The sequence below is a fragment of the Vibrio sp. Vb1554 genome (assembly GCF_033344235.1).
Map to the genome: position 1 here is coordinate 1 of NZ_JAWPOJ010000282.1, position 1,219 is coordinate 1,219.

Sequence of the window (1,219 nt, forward strand, 5' to 3'; positions counted from 1 at the left end):
ATTCCGCTACACTAGTCTGGCTTTGGGACGGCCCCAATGGCACGTTATTTGGAGGTGATATGCATTGTCCTTTTTGTTCAGAGAACGATACAAAAGTAATTGATTCCCGATTGGTTGCGGATGGTCATCAAGTCCGTCGCCGCCGCCAATGTTTAGCCTGTAGTGAACGTTTTACTACGTTTGAAACGGCAGAATTGGTCATGCCTAAAGTCATTAAGTCGAATGGCAATCGTGAACCATTCGATGAAGATAAAATGGTCGGTGGCATTCAGCGCGCATTAGAGAAACGTCCGGTAAGTGCCGACTCTATCGAGCTTGCAATCAGTATGATTAAGTCGCAACTCCGCGCAACTGGTGAGCGTGAAGTACCGAGCCAAATGATTGGTAACTTGGTTATGGATCAGCTTAAAGAGCTCGACAAAGTGGCTTACATCCGTTTTGCATCGGTTTATCGTAGCTTTGAAGATATTCGTGAATTCGGCGAAGAAATTGCCCGCCTTGAAGACTGATTAAATCATGCCTCAACACACTTTTGCGTCTCCATTTTCTCCTCAAGATTTTTCAATGATGTCGCGTGCGCTCAAGTTAGCTCGACGCGGCATTTATACGACGGCTCCAAACCCGAACGTCGGTTGCGTAATTGTTCGTGATGGCGTGATCATTGGTGAAGGTTATCATCATCGCGCTGGAGAGCCGCATGCTGAAGTGCACGCGATGCGTATGGCTGGTGATAAAGCCGAAGGTGCAACGGCATACGTTACCCTTGAACCGTGCTCCCACTATGGACGCACGCCACCTTGCGCTGAAGGGTTGATAAAAGCCAAAGTGGCGCGAGTAGTGTGTGCGATGGAAGATCCGAATCCAAAAGTGGCTGGACGTGGCATCCAAATGCTACGTGAAGCCGGGGTCGAGGTTCAGGTTGGATTGTTAGAAAACGATGCGATTGAGCTCAATCGTGGCTTCATTAAATTCATGCAAACAGGCATGCCATTTATCCAATTAAAAATGGCAGCAAGCTTAGATGGACAGAGTGCGCTAAGTAATGGCAAGAGCCAATGGATCACCTCCCCACAGGCTCGCCAAGACGTGCAGCGTTATCGAGCGCAAAGCGGTGGTATTCTGTCTACAAGCAAAACAGTGATGGATGATAACGCTTCTCTCAACGTTCGTTGGGATGATTTGCCGCAGAGTGTTCAAGCGCACTATGAGCTGACGGAAG

2 protein-coding genes are annotated in these 1,219 nt (G+C 48.5%); both read left to right on the forward strand.

Annotated elements, in window-relative coordinates:
- The first annotated feature begins 59 nt into the window (after positions 1 to 59).
- Positions 60 to 509: a transcriptional regulator NrdR gene (gene nrdR / locus R8N28_RS25665; protein ID WP_005482986.1), complete on the forward strand. Its 450-nt coding sequence runs from the start codon at positions 60 to 62 to the stop codon at positions 507 to 509.
- Between the two features lie 7 nt (positions 510 to 516).
- The coding region (ribD, locus tag R8N28_RS25670; RefSeq protein ID WP_318183716.1) for a bifunctional diaminohydroxyphosphoribosylaminopyrimidine deaminase/5-amino-6-(5-phosphoribosylamino)uracil reductase RibD at positions 517 to 1,219 on the forward strand (703 nt) is incomplete at its 3' end.

Bases quoted from the DNA above. Each gene is read 5' to 3' on its own strand.
- nrdR (WP_005482986.1), top strand. From the start codon at position 60: ATGCATTGTCCTTTTTGTTCAGAGAACGATACAAAAGTAATTGATTCC.